Annotated in this window: 22 protein-coding genes and 1 pseudogene; 18 read left to right on the top strand and 5 right to left on the bottom strand. The window is 39.0% G+C overall.

Going from position 1 to position 25,605, the window contains the following annotated elements; all coding sequences use genetic code 11:
* Positions 1–81: 81 nt before the first annotated feature.
* The 3 genes from DXC04_RS14165 to DXC04_RS14155 all read right to left on the bottom strand — a co-directional run bounded on the left by DXC04_RS14165 (position 82) and on the right by DXC04_RS14155 (position 4,621).
* A complete protein-coding gene (locus DXC04_RS14165; protein WP_117538046.1) occupies positions 82–1,734 on the bottom strand; it encodes a galactose/methyl galactoside ABC transporter permease MglC in 1,653 nt (550 codons plus the stop codon).
* Positions 1,735–1,752: 18 nt separating this feature from the next.
* Positions 1,753–3,261: a sugar ABC transporter ATP-binding protein gene (locus DXC04_RS14160; RefSeq protein ID WP_118661261.1), complete on the bottom strand. Its 1,509-nt coding sequence runs from the start codon at positions 3,259–3,261 to the stop codon at positions 1,753–1,755.
* A gap of 88 nt (positions 3,262–3,349) precedes the next feature.
* The gene (locus DXC04_RS14155; RefSeq protein ID WP_117538048.1) at positions 3,350–4,621 is read right to left on the bottom strand and encodes a substrate-binding domain-containing protein; all 1,272 of its coding nucleotides are present in this window, start codon (positions 4,619–4,621) and stop codon (positions 3,350–3,352) included.
* 145 nt (positions 4,622–4,766) lie between these two features.
* Between DXC04_RS14155 and DXC04_RS14150 the strand changes: the two genes are divergently transcribed.
* The 16 genes and pseudogenes from DXC04_RS14150 (at position 4,767) to DXC04_RS14070 (ending at position 21,005) form a co-directional block, all read left to right on the top strand.
* The gene (locus DXC04_RS14150) at positions 4,767–5,282 is read left to right on the top strand and encodes a hypothetical protein (RefSeq protein WP_118661260.1); all 516 of its coding nucleotides are present in this window, start codon (positions 4,767–4,769) and stop codon (positions 5,280–5,282) included.
* Positions 5,283–5,320: 38 nt separating this feature from the next.
* Entirely contained in the window at positions 5,321–5,746 is a 426-nt protein-coding gene (locus DXC04_RS14145; RefSeq protein ID WP_243112165.1) for an AAA family ATPase, read from the top strand.
* A gap of 441 nt (positions 5,747–6,187) precedes the next feature.
* On the top strand, positions 6,188–7,249 hold the full coding sequence (locus tag DXC04_RS14135; protein ID WP_118520326.1) for a LacI family DNA-binding transcriptional regulator: 1,062 nt from the start codon (positions 6,188–6,190) through the stop codon (positions 7,247–7,249).
* A gap of 344 nt (positions 7,250–7,593) precedes the next feature.
* The gene (locus tag DXC04_RS14130; RefSeq protein ID WP_118661258.1) at positions 7,594–9,549 is read left to right on the top strand and encodes a beta-galactosidase; all 1,956 of its coding nucleotides are present in this window, start codon (positions 7,594–7,596) and stop codon (positions 9,547–9,549) included.
* A 644-nt stretch (positions 9,550–10,193) separates the two neighbouring features.
* Positions 10,194–10,322: a hypothetical protein gene (locus DXC04_RS16050; protein ID WP_279220509.1), complete on the top strand. Its 129-nt coding sequence runs from the start codon at positions 10,194–10,196 to the stop codon at positions 10,320–10,322.
* Between the two features lie 18 nt (positions 10,323–10,340).
* The gene (locus DXC04_RS14125) at positions 10,341–10,847 is read left to right on the top strand and encodes an AAA family ATPase (RefSeq protein ID WP_118661257.1); all 507 of its coding nucleotides are present in this window, start codon (positions 10,341–10,343) and stop codon (positions 10,845–10,847) included.
* Between the two features lie 166 nt (positions 10,848–11,013).
* On the top strand, positions 11,014–11,154 hold the full coding sequence (locus tag DXC04_RS14120; protein WP_243112164.1) for a hypothetical protein: 141 nt from the start codon (positions 11,014–11,016) through the stop codon (positions 11,152–11,154).
* Positions 11,155–11,496: 342 nt separating this feature from the next.
* Positions 11,497–12,240 (top strand): annotated as a pseudogene (locus tag DXC04_RS14115) (Fic family protein); the annotation flags it as partial.
* A 1,132-nt stretch (positions 12,241–13,372) separates the two neighbouring features.
* On the top strand, positions 13,373–13,864 hold the full coding sequence (locus DXC04_RS14105; RefSeq protein WP_009263190.1) for a nucleotidyltransferase domain-containing protein: 492 nt from the start codon (positions 13,373–13,375) through the stop codon (positions 13,862–13,864).
* Between the two features lie 359 nt (positions 13,865–14,223).
* A complete protein-coding gene (locus DXC04_RS14100) occupies positions 14,224–14,628 on the top strand; it encodes a single-stranded DNA-binding protein (protein ID WP_009262843.1) in 405 nt (134 codons plus the stop codon).
* Positions 14,629–14,797: 169 nt separating this feature from the next.
* Positions 14,798–15,253 (top strand): DUF3847 domain-containing protein, encoded by a 456-nt coding sequence (locus tag DXC04_RS14095; RefSeq protein WP_243112163.1) that lies wholly within the window; start codon positions 14,798–14,800, stop codon positions 15,251–15,253.
* Between the two features lies 1 nt (position 15,254).
* A complete protein-coding gene (gene mobQ, locus DXC04_RS14090) occupies positions 15,255–16,802 on the top strand; it encodes a MobQ family relaxase (RefSeq protein WP_118661256.1) in 1,548 nt (515 codons plus the stop codon).
* 15 nt (positions 16,803–16,817) lie between these two features.
* Entirely contained in the window at positions 16,818–18,725 is a 1,908-nt protein-coding gene (locus DXC04_RS14085) for an AAA family ATPase (RefSeq protein ID WP_117549531.1), read from the top strand.
* Between the two features lie 102 nt (positions 18,726–18,827).
* Positions 18,828–19,031, top strand: coding sequence for an excisionase (locus DXC04_RS14080; protein ID WP_117549533.1), 204 nt, complete (start codon positions 18,828–18,830; stop codon positions 19,029–19,031).
* Between the two features lie 86 nt (positions 19,032–19,117).
* Positions 19,118–20,380 (top strand): tyrosine-type recombinase/integrase, encoded by a 1,263-nt coding sequence (locus tag DXC04_RS14075; RefSeq protein ID WP_117549535.1) that lies wholly within the window; start codon positions 19,118–19,120, stop codon positions 20,378–20,380.
* 160 nt (positions 20,381–20,540) lie between these two features.
* Complete coding sequence (locus tag DXC04_RS14070; protein ID WP_118661255.1) at positions 20,541–21,005, top strand: low molecular weight protein-tyrosine-phosphatase; 465 nt, start codon at positions 20,541–20,543, stop codon at positions 21,003–21,005.
* 134 nt (positions 21,006–21,139) lie between these two features.
* Here the strand turns inward: DXC04_RS14070 and DXC04_RS14065 are convergent, their stop codons facing one another.
* On the bottom strand, positions 21,140–21,484 hold the full coding sequence (locus DXC04_RS14065) for a hypothetical protein (RefSeq protein WP_117538076.1): 345 nt from the start codon (positions 21,482–21,484) through the stop codon (positions 21,140–21,142).
* 183 nt (positions 21,485–21,667) lie between these two features.
* Here DXC04_RS14065 and DXC04_RS14060 point away from each other — a divergent pair, with 183 nt between their 5' ends.
* Both DXC04_RS14060 and dtd read left to right on the top strand, forming a co-directional pair.
* Positions 21,668–22,564 carry a DMT family transporter gene (locus tag DXC04_RS14060; RefSeq protein ID WP_118661254.1) on the top strand — a complete coding sequence of 299 codons (897 nt, stop codon included), beginning with the start codon at positions 21,668–21,670 and terminating at the stop codon, positions 22,562–22,564.
* A 63-nt stretch (positions 22,565–22,627) separates the two neighbouring features.
* Complete coding sequence (dtd, locus tag DXC04_RS14055) at positions 22,628–23,074, top strand: D-aminoacyl-tRNA deacylase (RefSeq protein ID WP_117538078.1); 447 nt, start codon at positions 22,628–22,630, stop codon at positions 23,072–23,074.
* A gap of 179 nt (positions 23,075–23,253) precedes the next feature.
* Here the strand turns inward: dtd and DXC04_RS14050 are convergent, their stop codons facing one another.
* A complete protein-coding gene (locus tag DXC04_RS14050) occupies positions 23,254–25,383 on the bottom strand; it encodes a SulP family inorganic anion transporter (RefSeq protein ID WP_118661253.1) in 2,130 nt (709 codons plus the stop codon).
* Positions 25,384–25,605: the final 222 nt, after the last annotated feature.

Below are 25,605 nucleotides of genomic sequence, written 5' to 3'. Positions count from 1 at the left end.
GGAAGCTGCCGCCCCGCGATTAAGAAATCGCGGGGCGGCAGCTTCCTTTATGTACATCCACTTAATGGAAGGACAATTTAATTATTTCTTCTGGACATATTTCAGACAGTCAAGTGTTACGGCTGCGAGGATGATAATACCTTCGAAGATGAACTGAAGGTTTGTATCAATACCAAGGATTGTCAGAGAGTATGTAAGAGATGTGAAGATAAGTACACCAGTTACAACTCCGGAAATCTTACCGATACCACCAGTAAATGATACACCACCAACTACGCAGGCTGCAATGGCATCCATATCCCATCCTTGTCCGTAAGCTGCACTACCTGAACCAACCATACGGTTACACTCAAGCCATGAACCAAATCCATAAAGGATACCAGCAAGGATAAATGCTCCCATTGTTACTTTGAATACGGAAATACCAGAAACTGCTGCTGCTTCCGGGTTTCCACCTACAGCGTAGAGGTTTTTACCAAATGTTGTTTTGTTCCAGATGAACCATACGATTGCAACTGCAGCTACAGCCCAAAGTACGATTGTCGGGAATCTTCCAGCCTGTGGAATGAACATTTTCGGAATCTCTGAATCAATCGCACCGAAGGAAACACCTTTTGTTGCGTATGTTACAAGACCGAAGATGATAAGCATGTTCGCCATTGTAGAAATGAACGGATGCATCTTAAATCTTGCCATGAAGAATCCAGCGATCATAGAGAATACAGTTGTCAGGATTACACAAACGCCTAATGCTAATAAAGCTTTCGGTACCGGAGCCATCTTTGAGAAGTCAAATACATGTCCGAATACTGTACCTGTGTTGATTCCGTTATGCATGATGATTGTAGATGTTACCATACCCATACCAACCATACGTCCTACGGAAAGGTCTGTACCTGTTAAGAGGATCAGTCCTGCAACACCAAGTGCTAAGAACATACGAGGTGAAGCCTGCTGTAAAATATTCAAAATGTTAGTTGCTGTAAATAACTGTGTATTCTTTACGATTGGTGTAATGATACACAGAGCGATGAAGATTAAAATGATTACAATGTAAAGACCATTCTTGTATAAGAACTGTGCTACATTGAAAGAATATTTATAGTTTTCAATCTTCTGTGCATACTGCTGAGAAAGTGTAAATTCAGACATTCTCAGAAGGTCGATCAAATGGAATTTGTGCATATATGCATCATGTTTTCTGTCTTTGATTTCCTGTACTCTTGACTCGTGAGTCATTTCCGCATCAAAGAGGTGATTCTTTAATACATATTTCTCAGCTTTAATCTCTTCAGAGTCTTTCAGAGCTGCAACTTTTTTCTTGTGCTCTTCCTGAAGTTTCATTTTAACCTTAGCGTATCTGCTCTCTTCGTCCTTCATCTCAGTTTCGCAGCTCTTAGCTACGATATTATAATAGTCGTTATTATAATGTTTAGCGAGATATCCTTCAGCGTCAGCAATCAGCTTGTTGATCGTTGCTTTGTTTTTATTTTCAACAGCAACTGCTTTTTCAAGCTCTTTCTTGCTGTTAGCAATAATCTTAGAACTCTCTTCTTTGCTTAAGTTTTTATCTTCTTTTGCGATTGCGATCTGGTTCTTTAAAGTATTCACTTTATCTGTACCTTCGATACGCAATTCGTCAATCTGTTTCTGAATCTTACCTACATATTCATCAATCGGTTGGAGAAGTTTCGCTTCTTCTTCAGCCGAGATAATAAAGCTCTTTTCTGCCATTTCTAATACTCCTCTCTGTTACAAATACTTCGCACTGAGTCTCAATAATTCTTCCTGATCTGTTTCCTTTGTATTAACAATACCTGCGAGACGTCCGTTGGACATAACTCCGATACGGTTTGTAATACCAAGGATCTCCGGCATCTCTGAGGAAACAACGATAATCGTCTTTCCCTGTTTTGCCATGTTAATGATCAGTTCGTAAATTTCATATTTTGCACCAACGTCGATACCTCTGGTCGGGTCATCCATCATGAATACCTGTGGTGAACGTTCTAGCCATTTTCCGAAGATCGCTTTCTGCTGGTTTCCTCCGGAAAGGTTTGAGATCATATCATCCGGTCCCATACATTTTGTATGCATAACCTTGATTTCCTCAGCAGTTGCACGTACCATTCTGTCATGTGATAATGCAATACCTTTTTTGTAATGATTCATGTTCGCGATCGTAGTGTTAAATGTAATATCGCCTTTCAGGAACAATCCGTTGGCCTTTCTTTCCTCTGTGATCAGAGCAAATCCGTGGTCCATTGCATCCTTAGGTGATGTAAAGTTCATAACTTTACCGTTGTATAATACATTTCCTTCTGCTCTTGTACGTATTCCGAAAATAGTTTCCAGAAGTTCTGTACGTCCGGCTCCAACCAGACCATAGAATCCAAAGATTTCTCCTTTTTTGATATCAAAGGAAATATTCTGAAGTTTTGGTGCATACTTTGTTGAAAGATTTTGTACAGAGAAAATGGTTTCTCCCGGTTCATTGTCAACAGGCGGGAATCTGTTATCCAGAGAACGACCAACCATGGCTGCAATCAATTCGTTCATATCTGTGTTCTTGCTCTCTTTTGTCATAACAAGGCTACCATCTCGCAGTACGGAGATCTCATCACAGATATTGAAAATTTCGTCCATCTTATGTGAAATATAGATCAGGGAAATTCCCTGTGCTTTCAGCTGACGCATCATTTTGAAAAGTTTTTCAACCTCTGGTGCTGTCAGGGATGATGTAGGCTCATCCAAAACGATTACCTTAGAATTATAAGAAATTGCTTTTGCAATCTCACACATCTGTCTCTGAGATACAGACATCTTCTTCATAGGCTGTGTCAGGTTTGCTGTGATTCCAAGCTTTCTGAACAACTGTGCTGTTTCTTTTTTCATTCTTCCCTCGTCGATAACTCCAAGTGAATTCTTTGGATATCGACCAAGGAACATATTGTCAATAACGCTTCTTTCAAGACACTGGTTCAACTCCTGATGTACCATCGCTACACCGTTCTCCAGTGCATCCTTCGGTCCTGAGAAGTTTACTTCTTTGCCATCTAATATTATTGTCCCCTCATCTTTCTGATAAGTTCCAAAGAGACATTTCATCATCGTCGATTTTCCGGCACCGTTTTCACCCATAAGTCCCATAATGGTTCCAGGTTTCACATTCATGTTGATACCCTTCAGTACTTTATTTCTACCGAATGATTTACTCATGCCATTAATCGATAAGATGTATTTATTCTTATCTTCTGTCATAGCTCTGCTTCCTTTTCTTATTGAAAGAGAGGTATCATCACTGACACCCCTCTATTGTTTCATTCATTTACCAGTTTACGAACTTTAATTATTTGAGAAGTTCTGTGTATGAAGATGCATTGTCTGTTTTAACCATGTTAATTGCAAATGCGTCATACTCGTCTGGGTTTCCAAGACGGTTTGTGATGTTAGACTCTGTCTGTCCATCTCCACCGATGTAGTCAACTTTCAGATTGAGAAGGTCATCGTAGTTCTCAAGAAGCGGCTGATATGTTGAGCTTAAGAAGTTATCTGAAGCATTGTAGATGTTAAGCCATACTTTCTTTTCTGGGCTCTTCTTAGCATCAAGCTGGTTAGCAACTTTTTTGTATACTACTGTTGAATCTGTAAAGTCTTTATAGTTATCAGCTGTTACAGCAATGTTTAATGCGTAGTAAGATCTCTCTTCTTCGCTATATCTGTAATCTTCGCCTTCTTTCAGACAGTTACCAGCATCATCTTTTGTTCCGATACCTGTGTTAATGTCTACTCCGTCAAGAGCGTTACGAAGAACTCTCAGTGTCAGGTACGCCTGAACGTCTGCATGCTGAGAAATTGTTCCGCCGTATCCTTCTGCGATAGCTGCTACAGCGTCACTGTTTGCATCGTATCCGAATGTAGGTACTTTGTTTTTCTTAGCCCATGCGTTGAACATTGACATTCCCATACCATCGTTGTTAGAAACAACTACGTCGATCTTATCTCCGAAAGAAGCTTTCCATGTTCCGATAGCGTTACCTGCTGTAGCGGCATCCCATGTAGCTCCTGCTGCATTCTTCATTTCCTGAGAAGCAAGCTCACGAACTGTGTATTTCTTTCCATTAACTTCAAGTGTTGCGTCTTTAACAATTTTAGATTTTCCATCTACGTTTGTTCCAGCTGGTTTAGAGTTGATTTCTTTCTTCTCTTCAATACCTGTTCCGAGTGCTTTACGAACTCCACGTGTACGAGCGATTGAATCGTTGTGTCCGATATCACCGATTGCAAGAACATATCCGATAACTCCGTCACCGTTTCTATCGATCTTGTCGATGTTAGCTTTGATGTAATCAAGAACCATCTGTCCCTGAAGTTCAGCTCCCTGGTTAGCATCGAAACCTACATAGTAAGTATTTTTGTTGAAGCTAAGAGCATCTTTGTCAAGCTCTCCTGTTGAGCTGTTAGATGGCTGACGGTTAAACCAGCAAAGTGGTTTGTCCTTGTTCGCTACCTTAGTGTCAGATGAGTCTGAAGATCCTGAAGATCCTGAAGATCCACATCCTGCCAATGATAATGCGAGTATTACTGCCATCATTGATGCAACTACTTTTCTTTTTTTCATTGTTGTTTTCCTCCCGTTTTGTGAAATTTGTTTTAAAACATGTCTTTCTTAATGACTGACCTTAGTATAATCACCAAAGGAGGAAAATAAAATAGAATATTTTTGGATTAAGTATTAATTTTCTCTGATTTTCAATAAAAAATTTATGCATGTTGTTTATTCGTTTTTTTCATTTATTATAGAAAGTTTACGTCTACAGCTCGCTGTATATCGTAGCGCAAAAGTGGAAGAACAGTATCCGAATATTTTGTTCGCAAAAGATGGAGAAATATATAATTTTCATGGAAAGAAAGTGATGCCAATCGGTGGTGCATACAGCGTTGACAAATATTATAGGATACGAAACGGATTACCATGGTTTGAATCAGAACAGCCGGATGAAGTGATAAAAGAATATGTGGAACAGCAGTTAGATAAAGCCAAGTGGAATGTGGATATCGTACTCTCGCATACAGTACCGATTGAAGCGGAACCAGTGTGGGCGTTTATTCCAGGGCTTGCTCAATCAGCAGTGGACAAGACAACGGAAAAATGGCTACAGAAGATTTATGACAGGTTAGATTTTACAGAGTGGTATGCGGGACATTACCATGTAGAAAGTGAGGAGTGTGGAATACGAATTATGTATGAAGATTATGATGAAATTTGTGCTGAAGGGTAAAAGAATGGTTTGCTGATTTGAAAAATATAAGTTTATAGATGAAGGGGTATTTTTTAATGATATATCTCAGCAGTTTTAAATTAAGTGACAGAAGCATTAAAAATCCTAATATATATCCATATAATGTGTTTCATCGAAAAGACATAGATCCGTTCATATTTGCACCAATCACCGTGTTATATGGGAATAATGGTTCTGGAAAATCTATTATTTTGAATATCATAGCAAATAAACTCATGCTAACAGGGAAAGAGTATGCGACCAGTAATTCTTTTGGAATTGTGGACTATTGCGGAAAATTTTCATCAGAGTGCCAGTTTAGTTATGGAGAGGATGAATTTGGCAATGCATTTAGGAGATTCCCTGAAAACAGCAGATTTATCAAGAGTGAGGATATCCTGTATGAAATAAAAAAATACAGCAAAGACAGATTCTTTCTGATGGTATGTAATATGATTATATAAAAAATGGACATTCACAAAAAAGAAGCCGCTTTCTTGTTGCTTTTCAGTCAACTGATATGCTCCCTTCTAAGTAGACAAGAGAAATAATAAAATCTTGTTTATTTAGAAGGGAGCATATCAATTTATGGAGCAATAGCCCCATTTAGTACTATATAAGTGTAAGCCGTCTTTTAGATCAGATCGGTATCGGTTTACAGTTGTGATGCCAAATTTGAATTACAATGTCTCTCAGGATGTCCTTCGGAATGTCCCTCAGAATGTCCCTCAGAAAAAAGAGAGAAATCCGTCGGAAATTCAAATATTGAATATGATAAAAAGGATAATAAAATATGATCACAAACAGCAACATCGGTGTAGCAGGCAGTTTGTAAAAATATCTTTTGGAAACCCTGAAAGTGTGATATTATTTAAGTAAAGATTTTAGTCAAAGGGGTAAATGATGTGGCTACATTAAAAGATATCGCTGAAAAGGTAAAGGTTTCTCAAAGCACGGTTTCGAGAGTTCTGAATGGTGATCCGAACTTAAATGTGTCAGATGAGACCAGAGAAAATATAGTTACCGTGGCATGTGAGCTTGGATATAAGACGGTAAGTCAGAGATACAGTAAGCGTCAGAGAGATACAGGAAAAAAGGCATCAGTAGAAGCGATGACAGAAAGCCAGAACCTTCCGGAGCGCAGAATCGGGATTGCGCAGATGTTCGAGATGCAGGAGCAGATGGAAGATATCTATTATATTATGCTGAAGAACCGTTTGGATGAAGCATGTTTTGAAAAGAAATGGACGACTGTCATGCTTTACCGGGATGAGAAGAAAAGATTTACCAAGAATGATGACCGTCCGATTGACGGACTGATTGCAATCGGAAGATTCAGTCCGGAGGAGATTCAGGATTTCCATCAATATACGGACAACATCGTATTTTTGGATTCTTCACCGGATGATATGAAGTATTACAGTATTGTGCCGAATTATCACCTGGCAATCCGTGAAGTACTGCAATGCTTTGAGGCAAAAGGCAAAGAGCGGATTGCATATCTTGGAAGTGTGGATACCCTTGGCGACGACAAGAAGCTGACGATGGACCCACGTTATTACTATTATAAAAATACACTGAATAATCAGAATCGGTTTGATGAGAGTCTGGTCATAGACTGCGAGATGAATTCGAGAAGCAGCTGCCAGAAAGTGCTGGAGTATCTGGACAGCCACACGCCGGAGGAGTATCCGGACGCGATTTTTGCATCGAGTGATGCGGTAGCGCCGGGACTTGTAAAGGCGTTGCATGAAAGGGAGATTCTGCTTCCAGGACAAATAGGTGTCATTACATTTAACAACACCAGCTTCTCGGAGTTTTCCAATCCGCCGCTTTCTTCGGTCGAAGTATATATGAGAGAAAGCGTGGAGTCGACAGTGATGTGTATGGAACTTCTGTGGAAGAAGAATTCACTTCCGAAGAAGATTATTGTTCCGTGCAGTTTGGTGGACAGAGGAAGCGTATAAAATGGATAGAGATGTCGCTGGTATTCCACAATGCACTTGAAGTGAGAATGTGTCAGGCTACATTTTCTATGCGGCAATTTCCACAAAAACGACAAGCCAATTTAGTAAACATTTCATGAAAATAGTTTTCTTTAAGTAAAAGTTTGCGTAAAAATATTGACTAAATATTTTTACAATGATATATTCATTTCACAAGATACGAAAAATAAACGCAATAAAACAAAAGAAAATGCATAAAAACGTATGGAAAAGCGAAAGCAAAACTTTACTAAATAAGGAGTAGAGGGATGGAGAAACTTATAAAATGATTCGTGACGAACTTCGTAAGAGAAAGGAACAGTAATATGTGGCGTGGAGTTGATTATTATCCGGAACAGTGGGATGAGGCTTTTTTAGAAGAAGATCTGGAAAATATCTGTGAGCTTGGATGCAATGTGATCCGTATCGCAGAGTTCGCATGGCATCTGATGGAAAAAACAGAAGGAAATTATGATTTTTCCTTTTTTGACCGTGTAATTGAAAAGGCAAAAGAAAAAGGTCTGAAGGTGATCATGGGAACTCCGACAGCGACCATTCCGGCATGGCTTGTGAAAAAGCATCCGGATATCCTGTCAGAGTTTGAAGACGGAACCGTCCGCACTTTTGGTGGACGCCATGTATATTGCTTTAACAGCGATGTGATGTATGAGTACTCAGAGAAGATCATCCGCGCACAGGCTGAGCATTATAAAAATGAAGATGCGATCGTGGCATGGCAGATTGACAATGAGCTGGGACATGAAGACAGTGACATCTGCTACTGTCCGAAATGCCGCTGCGCATTCCAGGGATTCCTTGAGCAGAAATTCGAGGGAAATATTGATAAGTTGAACGAAATTTACGGAACCACATTCTGGTCACAGGAATACAACGGATTTGATGAGATCCCACTTCCATCCAAGACCATTACCACACACAATCCGGCACTTCGTCTGGACTGGGAAAGATTCCGCAGCGAAAGCATTGTAAAATTTGCAAATTTCCAGACAGCGCTTCTTAAGGAAATCATTCCAGATGCGGTTGTGATGCATGACTTCCCGGGCGGAGGACTTGGAAAGCACGTAGATTATTCAGAAGTTGCAAAGAATCTGGATGTGGTAGCTTACAACAATTACCCGGTATGGGGAGGGCAGAAAGAGCCGCTTCCTGCAAATGAAATTGCATTTGGACTGGATTATATCCGTGGGCTCAAACGGGAAAACTTCTGGATCACAGAAGCGATCATGGGAGCACAGGGACATGATGTAACCGGATTTGCTCCACGCCCGAATCAGGCAAAGCTCTGGTCTTATCAGAGTATGGCGAGAGGTTGCGAATCGCTGATGTATTTCCGATACAGAGGTGCAACAAAAGGGGCAGAGCAGTTCTGTTATGGAATCTTGGATGCAGATAATGTTAAACGTAGAAAGTTTCACGAAGTACAGGGATTCTTTAATGAGATTAAGAATTACGAAAAAGAACTGAGCGCACCGGTTAAAAGTGAAGTTGCAATCGTATATGATTATGATTCGCTTGCAGCATTCCGTATCCAAAGACAAAGTTTCCTTCTCGACTGCGAAGCAGAGATGAAGAAGTTCCATAAAGTATTCTTTGATGCAAATGTTCCGGTGGATGTGATTTCGGCGGGAAGTACTCTTTCTGGTTATAAGATCGTGATTCTTCCACAGATGATCATTGCGAAACCGGATTTCCAGAAGCAGGTGAAAGAATTTACCGAGAACGGCGGAACGCTGGTTCTGACTTTCCGTGATTTTGTAAAAGATGAAAATAACAATCTGTTGTTTAAAAAGGTACTTCCGGTTGACTTTGATGAGTTTGCGGGAATCTATGTGACAGAGACTGAAAGTCTTCAGGAAGGACAGGAATTCCCGCTTGCAGGCGAAGAAGATTTCAGTTGTACACAGGGAGAGGGAGGAATTTTCCGTGACCTGCTCAGTGTGACAGATGCAGAAGTGCTGTTCCGCTACAATGATGTATTCTTCAAGGACTACGCAGCAGTGACAAAGAAGAAGCAGAAAGATGGATATGTATATTACCTTGGATGCGGATTGGATGAAACTATTTTAAAACAGCTTCTCAAGAAAATGGCAGACGAACAGGGAATCATATCTGAGCATTCAACTGATGGCGTTGAGATCGTATACCGAGAGAGCGAAGACAGAAAGATTAAGATCACCATGAACCACAATGCATTCGAGGTGCAAAATGCAGGTGTGACACTGGCGCCGTTTGAATGCAAGGTGGAAGAAGTTCGGAAATAAGTAGGATTTTTTGACAGAGAACAGTGGATTTGGTATTGTTTAAAAGATGGAAAATCTGACAGACGAGAAAATGAATCGGTAATATAGAAATAAAATAATGAGAAGTGGGTTGTGTCTGGTAATCCGCTTCTTTTCCCACGCATATTTGCGTAAGTAACGACAGCATACATCATGATTAAGGGATGGAAAAAAAGCCTTGATTTTAATGGGTTTCTTGGATGAAAACGTAAAATTTACACCTTATTTACACCTTTGGAAGATCGGATCGGTAGTCAAGGCATGTGGAGACTGAAAGAGATATGTTCTGAAAATTTGGAATTGATGAATGCTGGCATAATTTTAAGGAACAATGGGAAGTTGCCGATTTTTTACAAAAGAAATCTTGACAGTAACATTGAATGCTGTACAATAATGTTAACAGAACCCACCACGCCTCTGATTTTTATGCGCAACCCGGTGGGACTTTTTATTTGTGGATTATTTTATGTATCAGTATCCAAAACAATCATTAACAATAGAACAACAAATGCAACCAATTTTTGATAAAATATTATCATTATCAAAAGAAATACTTATATCTGAACAAGCTCGTGACCGTATACTGTCTAAATTAAATTGATGAGTGGAGAATTGGAGGTTTTAGAATGAAGAAAGATTTAACTAATTCAAGGCTAGATAGACAAAATATTCTAAATAATGAAATGACAATTGAAGAGATACAAAATAAATCTGGTGTAGAAGGTATAGTATCAATAGAAGGCTGTATTGATTAGTAAAACAAGGAGATTTTTATGATTAAAGTTATTATGATGTGTGGAATATGCGGTTCCGGGAAAACAACTTATGCAAAGCAGAAAGAAAAAGAAGGCTATGTTCGCTTGTCCATTGATGAGGAAATGTGGAAAACTTACGGGAGAAAGGGGATTGATTATCCCAACGAACAGTATGAGAAACTTTCAGAAATAGTGGAAATGGCACTCCAGAAGGAACTCCTGTCTCTCATTCAACAAGGAAAACATGTAGTCCTTGATTTCAGCTTTTGGAATAAGGCAAACAGAGCGTATTATAAAAGGCTTATAGAAAAAGCTGGCGGTACACCAGAACTTGTTTATATGAAGGCTAGTAAAGGAACCTTACAAAAAAGATTGCATAAAAGGAATCAGTCTTTGAATGCTAATTCTCCATTCATAATAACAAATGAGATACTAGAGCATCATTATAACGATTTTCAAGAACCATGTGGCGAAGGAGAAAAAGTAATTTTACAGGAAGAAGATTGTGTTGAGGGCAGCCATTGATAGACCTGACCACCTTTGGTGGTAGGCAATATGAGGGGGAACCGCAAGGAATGTTGCTACCCCGTACGGTTATTCCGAGAGGGGGAATTTCCGTTACCGAAGATGAAGACTACAAATGTATATCCAGTACAATTAAAGTAATGGCTTGTATCAAATCTTACTGGCGATGAAGTACCTGCGTTTATCTGATGAGGAGTGGACAGTATTTGTAAATGCTTTCGATAAGCTGATTCAAAATAATAATGGTGTGGTCAGTCTCGTAGCAATGAATCTTCCTGCGGATTGGAAAGAACATTTAAGTGTATAAATGCAGTGGAATTGCATAAAATAATAAAGCAGACCTAACCAAGCACTTTTTGCTCAAAATGGTTAGGCTTTCGGCGGAGTGTTACGATAAGCACTTCGCCATTTTTATTTTGATAAGGAACATTCACCTTTTACTTACATATGATTGCACAATTTGAACATAAAAAGCCTCATGATCATGTGCGAAAATGAAAGTGAAACTTATTAGATGATATAATTGTTATATCGGCTAAAAAATAGCGCAATGGGCAAAAAGAATGGCGTTTTTGCCGATGACGCGATATACTAATTAGCAGATTGGTAGTTTTGGATATAGGTTATGATTTGTGATGGAGGATTGTAGATGAGATACCTTTTAGTTGCTGATATAGCAAAAAAATGGAATATGTCAGAGCGCAGTGTTAGAAATTACTGTGCAAAGGGGCGTGTGAACGGTGCATTTCTTACTGGTAAGACATGGAACATTCCAGAAAACGCAGAAAAACCGGAGCGCACCAACAAAAGAAAAGAAGAGCCGATTACTCTGTTGGATATTCTGAAAGAGCAGAAGGCAAGTAAATATTCCGGTGGGATTTATCATAAGACACAGATTGATTTGACCTATAACTCTAACCATATGGAGGGAAGTCGCCTGACACACGATCAAACTAGATATATCTTTGAAACCAATACTATTGGCGTAGAAAAAGAAGTGCTGAATGTGGATGATGTGATCGAAACGGTAAATCACTTCCGGTGCATTGACATGATTATTGATCATGCAAAAGCAGCTCTGACGGAGAAGTTCATCAAAGAACTTCATTTGGTTTTGAAGAATGGCACCAGCGATTCTAGAAAAGATTGGTATGCTGTTGGTAATTATAAGAAACTTCCGAATGAAGTCGGTGGCAGGAATACAGCCCTTCCAGAAGAAGTTGCCGATAAAATGAAGGCCTTGCTGACAGAATATAACGCCAAGGAAGCAAAGACCTTTGAGGATATTCTGGACTTCCATGTGAAGTTTGAGTGGATTCATCCGTTCCAGGACGGCAACGGTCGTGTGGGCAGATTGATTATGTTTAAGGAGTGTCTGAAATACAATATTGTTGTGTGATATATTTAGAGAATATGTTCCTGTTGAAATATAAAAATTCTTAGTAGTAAATATCTCTCATTTTACTACCAACTTTACTACTAACAGCCCATCACAACTTGCTCCATCTTGCCCTATTTTGCCAAGATATCAGCCAATACACACATTTTACAAACCCCGGAATCCCTCGCAAAATAGGGCATTCCGGGGCAAAACAAGGAGAAATAAAATAATGATTAAAGTACTTTTCATCTGCCACGGCACTCTTTGAAGAACTCCTTAAAAAGTCAGTAAAATCACTACTTGGAAGGTATTTGTGTGGAAGAAATAACCCGAAAATAACCCATAGATTTTTGTGTGAGTGTTACAAGATAAATAATTATAATTTAGGGATGTGACATGATGAGAATGAAAGCTGTAAGAATTCTAATAGTGGAATCTTACAGCTTTTTTTATAAATAAATTTGAAAGTAAAATCTTTATAATTTGGTATAGCGTGTTTTAAATGTAAAAAAGCAGATAGTTCTTTACATATGGATGTAACAAAAGAGGCGTTTTTGTGAAGGTGTTTATGAGGTGAGGTAAGAGTCTTTAGTGGGGGTAAAATCTTTACATGTAATATCCTGTGTTCAAAAGGTAGGATTTAAGCGAAAAAAGCATCGTGACCATGAGGAAATATAAAAGTAAAAAGTATTCTATGATAAAGTATAAAGGCTTAGAGGAGAATGTCTCTTCTAAGTTTTTTTAATAAGAAAGCAGTTTGGGCGTTTGCTTTTGAAGTTATAATAAGTGTAGTAAAACTTACACCAGATGGAACAGGATACCGTACTAAGATGATATTTGTTAAAGAGAAACTATTGATGGATAGAATGTCGGATATTCAGTTACGATTTTTCAATATAGGGTGAGAAAGTTTTTTTGATGAAGTGTAATAATATGTGGTTATATGCTTTGTAGAAAAATCCGTAGGAATTAAAATTTTTTGTTTTGTGGAAAGATTATAATTATGATATACTGAAAGAAAATGATAAATTAGAATTTTAAAAAGGAGTGTGATGACCATGATTTTTGATTTTGAGCCTTGGCAATTAGATATTGATATTGACTTAACTAAACAATTATATAGAAGTTGTAAAGGAGACTTTGTATGGGTAGAAAAGAAATAACAACAAAAGAAGATTTAATGAAAGTAATAGAATTATTCGAAAATACTGGAATTACATACTGGTTGGATGGCGGATGGGGTGTAGATATTTTAGCTGGTAAACAAACAAGAATTCATAGAGATATAGATATAAATTTTGATGCTCAACATACGGAAAAATTGTTAAATGTGCTTTTGAATCTGGGCTATAAAATTGATACAGACTGGAAACCGGTTAGAATAGAGTTATATAGTGATGAACTTGGTTACTTAGACATTCACCCGTTCGTTTTAAATGAGGACGGAACTTCAAAACAAGCTGATTTAGAGGGTGGATGGTATGAGTTTGAAAAAGATTACTTTGGTAGTGTTTTTTTTGAAGGCAAAACAATTCCTTGTATATCTTTAAAAGGCCAAAAAGTTTTCCATTCAGGTTATGAATTAAGAGATAAAGATAAGCATGATATTTCAATTCTTGAAAGTTTATCAAAATAACATTGCTGTAATTTCTAAGATAAATTTCAGCTTGTCGAACTGAAAAACACTGTAATAACATGTGTAAAACAAAATGTAAAACACCCCATTGAGTAGGTAGGACTAAATACTCCTATGATTTCGATTTTGAAGTCATAGGGGTATTTTTTTGTGCAGAAAAATAAAAAATTTCCTTTTCCACCCTGTATTTTCCCCTCTGAGCCTTTCGTTATATGAGGACAAAAAAATAAAATTCCTTTTTTATTTGTAAAAAGCCCTATCTACGTTCTGATATATGAGGAACAAATTATAGTTGCCTTAAAAGAATCGGGCCTGATTCAAGAACAAAGAAAAAAACGAAAAGAGAAAGGAGAAATTACATGAACAAAACAATCTTAATGGGAAGACTGACAAAAGATCCGGAGGTGAAATATCTCCAGGATGAAAATAGTACTGCTATGGCACGATACACGCTGGCAGTAGACAGACGATATCGAAAGGATGGAAAGGCAGAAACAGATTTTATTTCCTGTGTTACCTTTGGGAAGAATGCTGAGTTTGCAGAACAATATCTGAAAAAAGGTTTGAAGATTTTAGTAAGCGGACGGATCCAGACAGGAAGCTATGTGAATCAGGAGGGGAATAAAGTTTATGCCACCAACGTGATTGTAGAAGAACATTATTTCGCAGAAGGGAAGAAACTGTCAGGATCAGAAAAGAAAGAAGATACCGATCCAGATGGATTTATGCATCTTCCAGACGGAGAAGAACTTCCGTTTGAGTAAGAAAAACTCGGATGCTGAAAGCAGAAGAGCGCACTTATATACCTTAAAAGGTATGTGCGTCCTACGGAAGTAGCATCTTTCTGAAGGGGAATTCCGAAAGTGTTGGCGGATGATCCATCCGAAGAAGGGTTCCCCTTCCGGCAGAAATGCCTATCCCGTAACAGAGAAAATGGAAGAGTTGAAAAAGGAGGAAAAGAACGATATGGCGAAGAAGAAAACATTTCAGGAATATACCCAGGAAGCACTTTATGAGATTGAAAAAACAGAAGCTGCATTGAAACAGGCAAAGCTTGAGAAGGAACAGGCAGAACACAGGATCCAGAGATCCTTGAATTATCTGGATACACAGAAAAAGAAAAAGCGAAAGGCACGAACCCATCTGTTGATCCAGAAGGGAGCAGCCATAGAAGCAATCTGTAAAGATACCAAATATCTGACAGAGGCAGAATTTTATCAGCTGATGGATGAACTTCTTCATAATCCCGCTTGTAAGTTTTGTGATGTCGTTCATGAAATGGTTCGTGGACGGGCGGAAGCGGCAGAAGCAAAGGAACGAGAATTCGCAGAAGAGGAAGCACTATTAAAGGCGATGCAGCGAGGTGAACTGCCACAGGGAGATGCGTAAGATGGGATGTTATCACTTTCATCTAAATCAATTATCCAGAGGAAAAGGGCAGTCTGCCATTGCTAGTGCTGCTTACCGAGCCGGTACAAAACTGGAATGTACGTATTATGGAGAAGTAAGTGATTATACGAGAAAAGGCGGTGTGGTATTAGCGGAGATCCATCTTCCCCAACAGGCTCCGGAGAGATTCAAAGACAGAGAGACCCTTTGGAATGAGGTGGAATGGATCGAAGGGAATAAGAAAGCACAGCTGGCACACAGCTTTGATATTGCCTTGATGAATGAGTTTTCTATGGAAGAAAATATTGAGCTTGCAAGAAGATTTGTAGAAGAACAGTTAGTCGCAAGAGGGATGATCGCAGATCTAGCGATCCATGATCCGAAGAAGGCAAAGGATAAAATACCCAATCCCCATATGCACATCATGGTTCCCATCCGCCCTTTACAGGAAGATGGTACCTGGGGACAAAAACAAAAAAAGATTCCAGTATTAACACCGGATGGACAGCCGGTTCTGAATCAGAAAGGACAACCGGTATTTCGGGCGGTACATACAACGGATTGGAGCAGGAAAGAAACCTTGGAAGAATGGAGAAGTGCCTGGGCGAGGATGTGCAACGAACTGTATGAAGAAAAAGGACTTACAGAAAGAGTCGATGCCAGATCTTATGAGGAACGGGGGATTGATAAGATCCCGATGGTGCATGAAGGACCGAACGTACAGGCGATGGAAGCAAGAGGAATTTCAACCGCACTGGGAAGTTTAAACCGACTTATCCGTGCCTTGAATGATATGAAAGAACGGGCAAAGAATCTTCTTCAATGGTCTTTGCTTCGACAAAGCCAGTTGATGGAACGGATGGCATCCTTACATCAGCCAACTTTAGCGGATTATCTAAGAAACTATTATGACAAGAGAAATGCAGTCGCAGAATCTTACGCTTATGGAACGAAAAAGGCAAAGAATACAAATCTGAAACAATTTGCAGAGACGATCCGCTTTCTGGAAGAGCAGGATGTGAGAAACCCAGAACAGCTGACAGAGAAAATCCAGGAATTAGATATACAGCTGAATGAGATGAGTCAGCGGTTGAATCAACAACTGTCTGCTTTGCGAAGTGTCAACAGCAATCTTTATGCAATGAAAGAGTATTTTGAAACAAGACCTGTTTATCTGGAATTAAAGAACAAATATTTTGGCAGGGAAAAATTCAAAGAGGAACATAAGAAGGAACTTAGCAGATATTATCGTTCGGAAAGAATCTTAAAAGAAAATCTAGACCCAAGTGGGAAGATTCCGGAAGGACAATGGAAACGAGAAGCCGCTCGTTTATCAGAAGAGATAGCTGCTTTACGAAAAGAAGATAAACGGATCCATGCCATGTTACGAAAGTATGAGGGAATCAAAAATCATGTGGAAGCTTTGATGGCAGAGGAAGGAGAAGGTGTCTCTCTTCCAGAAACAAACAAGCGGGAGCAATCCACAGAAACAAAAGAAGCAGTGAGAACCATGAAACGAAAGAAGAAACATCATGGAATGGAATTATAGGAGGGATTTTAGAAGATGGAAGAATATACAAGAGAACAGATCCAAAGAGCAGATGATACCGATTTATATGTTTTTCTTTCTGGGAGAGGAGAATCGTTCAAACGATGTGGGAAGGAATACCGATGGTTGCGACATGACAGTGTGATGATCAACAAGAACGAATGGTATCGTTTTAGTCAGAATAAAGGCGGCCATGCCATCGATTTTATGAAAGAATTCTACGGTCTTTCTTTTGCAGAGGCAGTCAAAGAATTATTAGGAGAAGAGGGAGCTGGAGAAACCAACAGAAGAACGGCGAAGGAAGATGCAGGCAGACAGAAGGTCTGCCCCATCCCCTTGCCTGGATTGGAACTGCCAGAAAGAAATGAAAGCTGTGAGATTGCAAGGAAGTATCTCATTGAACAGAGAAAACTATCGGAACATTTGGTGGATCAGATGATCGAAAAGGGAGATATTTATGAAAGCAAAGCATATCACAATGTGGTGTTCGTTGGAAGAGACAAAGAACAGAATCCCAGATATGCAGCTATGCGTGGAACTGATGAGAACCGATATCGTGGGGAAGCAAGAGGTTCAGAAAAAGCCTATGGATTTGGCCATATAGGAACGGATGAAAAACTATTTGTGTTTGAATCCCCCATTGATCTTTTGTCTTATATCACTGCAGTTTCAGAAGAATGGGAAAAGCATAGTTATATTTCCCTGGGAGGATTGAGTGAAAAAGCAATGAAACGGATGTATACAGAATATCCTTATATCCATTCCATCTACTTGTGTCTGGATAATGATGAGCCTGGAAATGAGAGATGCAGGCAGTTTGTTTCTCTTATTCCGGAGGAACTGAGTGTGTACCGATTAGAACCGGTGAAGAAAGACTGGAATGAATGTCTGGTAGCAGAAGTTCCGGTAGAAAATATGGCAAAGCAGATGTGTTGGAGAGATGCCAGGGAAAAACCAGTTCCAGTCATGAAGATGTCGGAGGTTGAGGAAACGGTGGTCCAGTGGTTATGGTATCCGTTCATTCCCTTTGGAAAGGTTACTTTGATCCAGGGGAATCCGGGAAAAGGAAAAACGTGGCTTGCAATGGCAATCGCCGCATACTGTACAAATGGAAAAGAACTTCCCAATGCACTTCCCATAGAACCCTTTAATGTGTTGTATCAAACAGCAGAGGATGGGATAGCAGATACCATTAAGCCTAGATTAGCAAAATGTGGTGCAGATATGACAAGAGTACGCTTCATCAATGAAGATGAAAAACAGCTTTCTATGACGGACGATCGGATTGAAAAAGCCATCCGACAGAATAATGTACGCCTCATGATCATGGATCCCATACAGGCTTATCTGGGAGCCAATGTGGATATGAACCGGGCGAATGAGATCCGTCCCTTATTTCGACATCTCAGTACGATTGCAGAGAGAACTGGATGTGCCATTGTTCTCATTGGACATTTGAATAAGTCATCGGGAAGTCAGAGCGATTACCGTTCCTTGGGATCCATTGATATCGCAGCGGCAGTACGAAGCATCTTATTTGTAGAAAAGGTGGAAAAAGAGAAGGAACAGGATATCCGAGTGGTATATCAGCAAAAGGATTCTCTTGCTAAGAAGGAAAATCCGGTAGCGTTTTCTTTAGGAGAAGAAGGCTTAAAATGGTTAGGGGAATATGATATATCCATTGAAGATCTGCTGATGGGGAAAGCAGGAACGAAAAAGGAAACGAAACTGGAAAAGGCACAGAAGTTGATCCTGGAGTTATTAACCAAACGAAAAGTAATGTGTTTAGAAGAATTAGAGGCAGAACTACTAGCCTATGGGATTTCTTCCAGAACAGGAAGAGATGCAAGAAAGCAGCTGGAAAACAGAATGAGCTACGACTGGTGTCAGGGAAGAAAAACAGTTGCGTTGACAACAGAATAAAGGATGACATTGGCAAAAAACTACTTTGGCATTGGCAGTCTTTATAGATACCTTTGCCAGCCGCCAATGTCAAAAACAAAGATAATAGAAGGAGGCATACAAATGACAAGTTATGATATACCTTATTGGAAGAAGTATACATTATCCATTGAAGAGGCAGCATCCTATTTTCGTATTGGAGAAGGAAAGCTTCGTAAGTTAGTCAATGACAATCCAAATGCAGAGTATTTGCTTTGGAATGGGAATCGTGTACAGATAAAACGAACAAGATTTGAAAAATTTATTGATACACTCAGTGCGATATAAAATGAAATTTAAAAGAAGGAGGTGTTCGAATTAGGGGTTACATGATATACTAACAATATCATGTTGCGTCCCCTTGGAGGTAGGATATGATTTCAAAGAGACGTGATGATAAAGGCAGAGTTCTCCAGCAAGGAGAATGGCAGGAACCAAGTGGACGTTACCGCTATAAATATACAGATTCACTTGGTAAGCGTAAAATATTATATAGTTGGAGATTGACAGAAGCAGATAAGATGCCGGAAGGTAAACGGGCAGATCTTTCTCTCAGGGAAAAAGAAAGAAAAGTTCAGTCCTTACAGATGCAAGGGATTACAGGAAGTAACATTACAGTGCTTGAACTTGTGGAACGATATCTTTCCCTGAAAACAGGAGTAAAGCATAATACTTTAGCGAATTACAAATTTGTGGTGAATGTATTGAAAAAGGAAGAATTCGCTTATAAGAAAGTGGATGATGTGAAACTTTCTGACGCAAAGATTTTTCTGATAAAACTACAAAGAGATGGTAGAGGATATAGTTCCATTCATTCCATCAGAGGTGTTTTAAGACCTGCTTTTCAAATGGCTGTGGATGATGACTTGATTCTAAAAAATCCATTTGGATTTGAATTAGGTACAGTACTTGTTAATGACAGTCAGAAAAGACAAGCTGTTTCTCCGGAAGATGAAGCAAAATTTCTCGAGTTTGTAAAGAATGATCCACATTATAATCAGTATTATGATGCATTTTATATCTTATTCAAGACAGGTCTTAGAATATCTGAATTTTGTGGGCTTACTGTAAAAGATTTGGACTTTAAAGAAGATATTATCAATGTGAATCATCAGTTGCAAAGAACTCGAGAAATGAAGTATATCATCGTATCTACAAAGACAACAAGTGGTACGCGGTTACTTCCAATGGAAGCGGATGTAAAAGAGGCATTTCTTCGAATCTTGAAGAATAGAAGGAAACCAAAACGTGAGCCGATGGTGGATGGATATGGAGGATTTCTGTTTCTGGATAAGAATGGAAGACCAATGGTTGCACTTCACTGGGAAAAGTACATGCAGCATGCAAGAGAAAAATATAATCGTGAACATTTGTTGCAGTTGCCGCCAATTACTCCTCATGTATGCAGGCATACTTATTGTACAAATATGGCCAATTCAGGGATGAACCCAAAGACACTGCAATATCTGATGGGGCATTCAGATGTATCTGTAACACTTAATATTTATACGCATACCGGCTATGATGATGCAAAGAAAGAACTTGCCAGATTAAAAGAAGCAAGGGATGAACTGGAAAAGAAAAAGTTTATAACCCAAAAACATGCACAAACAACTCATGTAAGCCTTATCTCATAAGGAATTTGGGACTTTAAAAATAACCCATTTGTACCACAAATGCCCGAAAAAACATGAGAAAATACAAGAATTTATAAGAAAAAGAACCTTTCAAGTAAAAAATGCACAAAGGCTGAAAAGCCAGTATTTATAAGGCTTTGAGAGGATATGAGGAGATAAAATGGAGAAAATAAAGGTACTATTTATTTGCCACGGCAATATCTGCCGTTCAACCATGGCAGAATACGTTATGAAATATTTAGTAGAGCAGGCAGAGCTTTCTGCCGACTTCTACATTGATTCTGCGGCGACCAGCCGGGAGGAGATTGGTAATGGTGTACACCGTGGTACAAGAAAGAAATTAAAAGAAGTTGGCATCCCTTGCGGGGATCACCGTGCACGCCAGATGACAAGAAGAGATTACGATGAATTTGATTATCTGATCGGAATGGAAAGCTGGAATATCCGCAACATGTTACGAATTGTCGGAGATGATCCGGAACAGAAAATTTATAAATTACTGGATTTTACAGACCGGAAGGGTGAGGATATTGCCGATCCATGGTACACAGGAAATTTTGATGCGACTTATCGTGATGTGAGAGAAGGATGCGAAGCTCTTCTTGCAGGGCTTGTGAATCGATAAGGGTGCTTGAAAAAGCAGTGCTTTCGATCGGTGTGATTGACCGGGAAGGTGTATGCTTGAAAACAATAATCGCAGCAGACCTTTGTGTGACGTCCTTAAGGAATGCACTGGATCTGCTGCGATAATATTACATATTATTCACAATATTTAGCAAGATCTTTCTTGAATCCGGCGAGTTGTTCAGAAAGAGCGGCAGTGTTTTCATCAGAAAGAGTTTCAAGAATAGCTTGCATGTCAGATTTAATTTTTTCTGGATTATATGGAACTTCCAGAGCGAAGTCGCTATATGCGCGGATTTTCTGGAAATACATGTTTGTTTCTTTTTCTTCTTGCTGGTTCCGGCACATCTGATACATAGATACGCTATCGGTAGCATCTAATTCCGTACATTCTTTACAAATCCATTTTCCAAGAAAATAGTATTTTCCATCGATTTCATATATAAATCCCGGTTGCTGTAAAAATTCTTCTAATAACATAATAGAACCTCCTTTTTAACTGATTATACCGTAACAAATGTAGATGGAAAATGCAATATTCTTTCGAAAAATCAATAATGTATCGCATTTATAGATATGAGCCGATAATACATTTTTATACACTTATGCGAATAAATATGCTATAATGAAAATTCGCAGAGATTTTTTGAGGGAGGATATAAGATGAGACCGAAAAATGCATGTATGTTGTTACTGACAGCATTTATATGGGGAACTGCATTTGTTGCACAAAGTGTGGGAATGGACTATTTGGAACCATTTACGTTTAACGGTGTAAGATGCCTGATCGGAGCAATTGCATTGCTACCGTGTATCTGGTTCTTTAATCGTGGAAAAGAAAAAGAGAATAAGGTAAATGATGAAAATGGAAAAAGAGATTTAATTAAGGGCGGAATTGCCTGCGGTATTTTACTGTTTGCAGCAAGCAGTCTGCAACAAATCGGGCTGGTATATACAGCAGCTGGTAAGGCCGGATTTATCACAGCCTTTTATATTGTACTTGTTCCGGTATTTGGCATTTTCCTTCATAAAAATATAGGATGGAAAGTATGGACAGCCGTTGCAATAGCACTGGCAGGACTTTATTTCTTGTGTATTACAGAGGCATTTACCATTGGAGTTGGAGATATTTACGTGCTTTTATGTGCATTGATCTTCTCGGTTCACATATTAGTTGTAGATCATTATGCACCAAAAGTAGATGGAGTAAAATTATCATGCATACAGTTCTTGGTCGCTGGTATTGTATCTATTCCATTTATGTTGATATTAGAAAGCCCAAAGATGGGAAATATGCTGACAAGCTGGTTCCCGTTGATTTATGCTGGGGTATTTTCCTGCGGAATTGCATATACTTTGCAGATCCTTGGGCAGAAGAATGTTAATCCGGCGGTTGCATCGCTGATTTTAAGTTTGGAATCCTGCTTTTCTGTATTATCTGGCTGGGTAATTTTGGGAGAGCGGTTATCGGCAAGAGAGACAATAGGATGTATTATGATGTTTGCGGCAATCATTCTGGCGCAGATTCCAGACAAAAAAAGCAGTGCAGATACAAACTAAAAATACAGTAACTGGTGCTTTGTAAGAGTATAGAAACTATTTAATATAGAAAGGAAAGAAAACATGAGATTTGTAATTCAGAGAGTATTAGAAAGTGAAGTAAAGGTAGACGGTGAGAGCCTGGGCAAGATTGGAAAAGGATTCATGGTACTGATCGGTGTCAGCGATTCCGATACAAAAGAAGTAGCAGATAAGATGGTGAAAAAAATGCTTGGACTGCGCATTTTTGAGGATGAACAGGGCAAAACGAATCTTTCTCTGGAAAGCGTAGACGGAGAGCTCCTTCTGATTTCTCAGTTTACGTTATATGCAAACTGTAAGAGAGGAAACCGTCCAAGCTTCATCGAAGCGGGTGCACCGGATATGGCATCGGATATGTATGAGTACATTGTTGAGAAATGCAAAGAACAGGTACCGGTTGTAGAGCGCGGACAGTTTGGAGCAGATATGAAAGTAAGTCTGGTAAATGACGGACCGTTTACGATAGTTTTGGATTCAGATACACTTTAAGATTCAGGCAAATATAAAAAATAAAGATATCATTAATGGAAAATGAGCGTCTGCAAATGTATAATACTGCAGGCGCTCATTTTGACTGTCATAGTATATGGAAAAAGCTGTCAGTGGCGGGCCCTGCGGGTAACTATGAGAGTAAAAGTTTATTGTATTCTGAGCTTTTGCTGCCGAATCTAAGAGTCTGATTTGTCAAGATGTTTTCTCTGGTGTTCCAGACGTTCTTCCAGCTTTTTACGATGCTTTTCCAGTTTTTCAAAAATTTCCGGATGCTCACGTAATATTTTGTCTTTCAGTATACGTCTTCGCTTTTCAATCAGCTGGTAAATGAGATGTTTATTGTCAGTAAGACTCTTTGGCATTTCATCTACATGCAGTTCAATACGGCGTAAGATTTCGTCTTCATCAAAAGCTCCAAGTGAATGCCAGCTTTCCAGATGATCTTCCAGACCATTTTCAATAATTTCTTCAATATCTTTCAAACCGTGAATATGATTTAAAATATGATGAACTTCATGCTCGATTTCCTCAACAACCTGATCACCGTAAGCCCAGGCAAATTCTTCCAGTGTATTTTCTTCTTCGGCAGGAAGAAAGCTAAGACGACGTGTAACGAATTCACGCTCTTCTTCCGGAACATCCAGTGTATATGGCGGCAGGATTTCTGCATCATGAAGTGCCGCAAGAATTGTCCTTCGTACATGACCTTCACGGATCAGATGTTCTATTCCGAGCTGGCGCATCTGCAGATTCAGTTGTTCTGTATGCTCTGTAATATAGAATTTTATATTTTTCTTTGAAAAACTTGCCGCCAATTCTTCCAGATGATCGGCAGCAGTGATATCCATGCTGTTAACTGCGCGTGCATCGATAATAATGACTTTCGTGTCTTCTTTAATTGCATTTTCCAGATCTGACTGAAGTACATTAATATTTGCAAAAAAGAGATTTTCGTTGAAACGATACAGAAGAACTCCTTTTATTGGATAGGCATGTATATTTCTGCTCAGATCATGATAGCCTTCTTTGCCAGGTATAATACCAAGGAAAAAACGGTTTGGATTCGCGGCTTTTGTGATGACAGCGAAGAAGGAAAGCAGTACACCGATCAATACGCCATAAATAGTACCCAGGCATAATACACTGATGCAGGCAGCCATAAATATATGAAATTCCTGTTGGCTCTGGTGAAAGAGCCGAATACATAAATGAATTTCAACGACATCCATTAATGCAGAAATAACAATAGCGGTCAGAATAGGAACAGGAAGAAATCCAATAAATCCTGTAAAAAACAAAAGTAAAAATGTCATTGTTATACCGGCTGTAATAGAAACAACCTGTGAATGTCCACTATATTGTTCGTTCATTGATGTACGGGAAATACTTCCATTTACAGGGCAGGAGCCAACAATAGCGGAAGCAATATTACCGGCAGCACATGCCAGAATTTCCTGACGATCTTCCAGCGGATAGCCATTCCGGAAAGCAAAATTATTTTCAGCAAGTAAAGTTTCAGCCATTACGACAAGTGAGATCATGAGTCCACGCCCGGCAGCCTGTGTAAGGTCAATCTGACTGAAATCCGGAAAAGTAAGAGCCGGAAGTCCACGGTTTACGGAGGCGAGCAACTGCACACCATATGTATCAATATGCAGGAAAATAGTACATAAAACTGCGAGAAACATAACCAAAATAGCAATCGGAAATTTCGGAATGAATTTTTTGCAAAGTCTTATGACAAGCAAAGTAATAATTCCTAATAATAAGGAAAGCCAGTGAATGTTTCTTGCAGCGGAATAAATATATTCAGCCAGCTCGATGATTTCACCGGATCCCGCGGAACTTCCCATAAGCTTTGGTATTTGCATTAAAATAATCGTCAAAGCGATACCGCTGATAAATCCACCCATGACAGGCGTAGAGATGAAACCGACCATTCGGTCTGCCCGGATAAAATAAAAAAAGAGCAGCCACAACCCTGTAAATAGTGCCAGTGCCGAAATATAGTTTAGAGCTTCTCTGGAACCCGGAGTGATGCCGAGTGTAAGGAGAGCGCTTCCGGCGAGGGCAGCAGGTGCAGCATCCACACCGAAAATAAACTGGCGTGAAGTGGAAAAAATTGCAAATAATAAAATAGGTAAAACAGAACCGTATAAACCATATACCGCGGGCAGCCCTGAAATCTGTGCATAACCCATAGAAATAGGAATAGATACAGCAGCAATGATAATTCCGGAGAAAATATCCTGTTTTAAATAATTTTTGTCATAATTTCTTAATGTAGATAAAATATGTATTTTCATAATGAAGACCTCCAATAGAAATAATAGTGAAAATATATGTAGGTTTCAATCTTTGCTTTTTGTTTTCATTGAAATTATAACAGTATAAAAAGAAAAGAACAATCAAAAGAAAATTAGAAAAAGTTGTTGACAGGAAAATTTATACTGTGATATATTAGATAAGTTGTCGCAAGAGAGCAGAATAACTCAGAAATGAGTTGCAAAAAAGATTAAAATAATTAT

Origin of the sequence: Dorea sp. OM07-5 (assembly GCF_003481355.1) — a bacterium.
In the GTDB taxonomy this organism is placed as follows: Bacteria; Bacillota; Clostridia; order Lachnospirales; family Lachnospiraceae; genus Dorea_D; species Dorea_D hominis.
Note: the sequence above shows the minus strand (reverse complement) of the source record. Positions and strands in the feature narration are given on the sequence as shown.